Annotated in this window: 4 protein-coding genes; 1 reads left to right on the top strand and 3 read right to left on the bottom strand. The window is 64.2% G+C overall.

Going from position 1 to position 2,784, the window contains the following annotated elements; all coding sequences use genetic code 11:
• Nucleotides 1–34: 34 nt before the first annotated feature.
• Nucleotides 35–298 carry a glutaredoxin-like protein NrdH gene (gene nrdH / locus AC3WTE_RS32520; RefSeq protein ID WP_492443738.1) on the bottom strand — a complete coding sequence of 88 codons (264 nt, stop codon included), beginning with the start codon at nucleotides 296–298 and terminating at the stop codon, nucleotides 35–37.
• Between the two features lie 468 nt (nucleotides 299–766).
• Between nrdH and AC3WTE_RS32525 the strand changes: the two genes are divergently transcribed.
• Entirely contained in the window at nucleotides 767–1,429 is a 663-nt protein-coding gene (locus AC3WTE_RS32525; RefSeq protein ID WP_492443740.1) for a hypothetical protein, read from the top strand.
• Between the two features lie 51 nt (nucleotides 1,430–1,480).
• Here the strand turns inward: AC3WTE_RS32525 and AC3WTE_RS32530 are convergent, their stop codons facing one another.
• On the bottom strand, nucleotides 1,481–2,386 hold the full coding sequence (locus tag AC3WTE_RS32530) for a phosphoadenosine phosphosulfate reductase domain-containing protein (protein ID WP_492443742.1): 906 nt from the start codon (nucleotides 2,384–2,386) through the stop codon (nucleotides 1,481–1,483).
• 22 nt (nucleotides 2,387–2,408) lie between these two features.
• Nucleotides 2,409–2,690 carry a hypothetical protein gene (locus AC3WTE_RS32535; RefSeq protein WP_492443744.1) on the bottom strand — a complete coding sequence of 94 codons (282 nt, stop codon included), beginning with the start codon at nucleotides 2,688–2,690 and terminating at the stop codon, nucleotides 2,409–2,411.
• Nucleotides 2,691–2,784: the final 94 nt, after the last annotated feature.

Here is a 2,784-nt window from a genome sequence, read left to right on the forward strand (position 1 = left end):
CCCGGCGCCCGACCTGCTACAACGGACAACATTGCTACCCAACCAATGTTGCATCAGATGACAATATTTCCTCATTGGCCAGGGCTTTGATGCGATCGGGGCGAAACCCCGACCAGTGCCCGAGGGGCGTGACCAGGACGGGGGCCTGCAGGTAGCCCAGCGAGGTGATGTAGCTGTGCGCGGCGGGGTCGGCGCTGATGTCGACGACGGTGTAGGTGATTCCCGCTTTGTCGAGCGCGCGTTTTGCGGCGTCACATTGCACACAATGCGGCTTTGTGTAGATTGTTACTGGCGGCATTGTTTATCACTTCCTCGTATTTTGTCGGGCGGTGCGGGTATTTCTATTATTTTATGATGGATAAATGGCCTATGCGATGGTCATTTGATATCGTTCGAGGATTTTCTCTGCGGCGTCACAAGTGCCTCACGCCTGTCGCTACCAGGGCTTATGGCGCTGCGGCGTGGTGCCGTGCGTGGTCCGCTGGGCAGGGCCGACGCTGAATGCGACGGAAGCATTCGAGTGGCGCCAACAATGGCTGCTTCCGCGCTCGGAGAGCGGGGAGCGCTGTCCGAAGTATTGCGGTTTTGTGTAATTCAGACAGGCTCGTAAGTCACGGTGGAGCGTTTTTTCGCGCAGTGTGGGGCCGCCGCCGCTGGGTGGGTGGTGCAGGCCGTGGGAATTGGTGCGAAATGACCGATGCGTAGGCGGGGTGGGGCTGCTTAGGCTTCGGACAGGATCGGTCCATCTGCGTGGAAAGGGCGGGATATGGCGAATTCGACGGTGATCGATTACGACGCGTGGCATGACCACGCGTCGTGGTGGGAGCAGGAAGCTCCGCAAGCTCGCCACAAGTTGTCGACGAACGAGGCGACGCTGACTCAGGCACGGGCGGCGTTCGGCAAGATCGGGTCGTCGACGGTCGGCGCGGGCTTGGCGGACGTGCTCAAGGCCCGGCATGAGGCCGGCGAGCGCCTGGGCGACTACGCCGACCGGGTGGCCGGCAAGATTCGGACAAGTTTGGATGCGTACGGCGGTGCCGAGCAGCAGAACAGCAAGCAGCTCAAGACGGATGTGCCTGGGTCGTCAGGCTCGGGTGGTTCCTCCGGTGGTGTGCAGTCGGCGGCGTACGGAACGACCGGACCGGTCCCGCAGCAGCCGGTTCTCAACGATCCGGTGATCCCGGCGCAGCCGGGCGGGGCGACACCCCAATATCCGCCGTACATTCCGGAGACGCAGGCGAATCTGACCTCGGGCATGCCTTTTTCGACGATCGAGGGCATCCACGGGGATCAGGGTGTGGTGTTGTGGAAGCCGACACCGGAGCAGCCGTTGCCGCCGTATTGGATGCATTCGTACGAGGAGATTTCGCCGGGGGTCTGGATTCCGGATCGGCGGCCGTCGCCGCCTGGTGCGACCTATCCCCAGTAGCAGATGTGGCCGGTGAGCTCGCTCACCGGCCACAGTTGTCTTTGCCTCGTGTCAGGCGATGTCAGCCAGCGGAATGAGGGCCAGTTGGGCCTGCTCGTCGCGGGCTTCGGCGATGATGTCGGCCATCGTGAGGTCGGCCCGAAACTTGTGTCCCACTTGGCGTTCGACTGCTGCGTAGCGGTCCGCCAGTTCGGGGTTGATGCGGGCTGAGCACACGAGGTCGGCGCGGCTGGCCAATACGCAGAATCGGCAGCTCAGCCGGGACATTCCTGCCTGATATGCCGGGTGGGGGCGGGTGCCGGCGGCGGCGATGCGCTCCCATACCTGCTCGGCGCTGAAGTGATGGATTGGGTACCACTCGTCGACGGTGCGGCGGCCGTTGCTCGCTGGGACGTTCGGGGCGTACGGCGTGCGGCGGGCCCGGGCCGCCGATTCCTGGGCCCGCAGGCCCATGACGTTGAGCAGGGTGACGGGTCGGCCTGTCACCTGGCCGCTGTCGCGCAGCTCGGCGACCAGTCGGGTCATGACGGTGCGGATGGGGCCGCGTTTGTGGTCGCTGGTGCACCAGCGTCTGGCCGCATCTGGCCAGCGGCCGCGCTGGACGACGCGGTCCAAGATGGTCTCGTCTCGACGGACGACCTCGAATCGGAGCCCGTAGTGTGCGGCATGTTCGGCGGCCAGTTCGGGTACGCCGTCCCATTCGACGTCGCCCAGGTCGGCGTGGACGACCACGACGCGGTCGAGAACTCCGGCGGCGCGGGCCTTTTCGACCACGACGTCCAGACTGGCTTGCGAATCCTTTCCAGCTGAACTGTTCACCAAAATGATGTCGTAATCTGCCAGGTCGGGCGTCGGCCCGGCGGTTACGGTCGTGGCCGCCGAATCGGTCGCTGACTGGCGGTTGGCTTCGGATTCCTCACCTGCGCAGCTGAATTCGAAGTGCTGAGTGAATGCCATGATCGTCTCCGCGGTGGATGGCTCAGGCGTGCGCGGGAGCGTACGACAGGACGTACTTGGGGATGTAGGTCGCATCGAAGTCGGGGCGGGTGATGGTCACGGCCAGCGCCCCGGCGACCTGGCTGTCGGTGTCGGGGGCCAGGACGGCGCCCAAGTCTGCTTTGTTGGCGGCCGCCAGGAGTGCGAGTTCCTCGTTGGCGTCGGCGACCGTCGCGTAGGTCAGGCCTGTATGGGTGATGTCGGTCCAGGTCGCATGAATCTCATGCCATTCGACCTCGATGCTCACCTCGGGCTGGATGCTCATGCGGACACCGCCTCGGGGACTGGCGGACGGTCTATATTCGTGTGTGCTGTATTCGGCACTGTTCTCCTTCATTTCATCGGGCCTGCTGGCGTGC

Source organism: Mycobacterium sp. FW102-FHT13B02, from assembly GCF_058790275.1.

Coding starts and splice junctions, on each gene's coding strand:
- nrdH (WP_492443738.1), bottom strand. CDS start 298: ATGCCGCCAGTAACAATCTACACAAAGCCGCATTGTGTGCAATGTGAC.
- AC3WTE_RS32535 (WP_492443744.1), bottom strand. CDS start 2,690: ATGAGCATCCAGCCCGAGGTGAGCATCGAGGTCGAATGGCATGAGATT.
- AC3WTE_RS32525 (WP_492443740.1), top strand. CDS start 767: ATGGCGAATTCGACGGTGATCGATTACGACGCGTGGCATGACCACGCG.
- AC3WTE_RS32530 (WP_492443742.1), bottom strand. CDS start 2,386: ATGGCATTCACTCAGCACTTCGAATTCAGCTGCGCAGGTGAGGAATCC.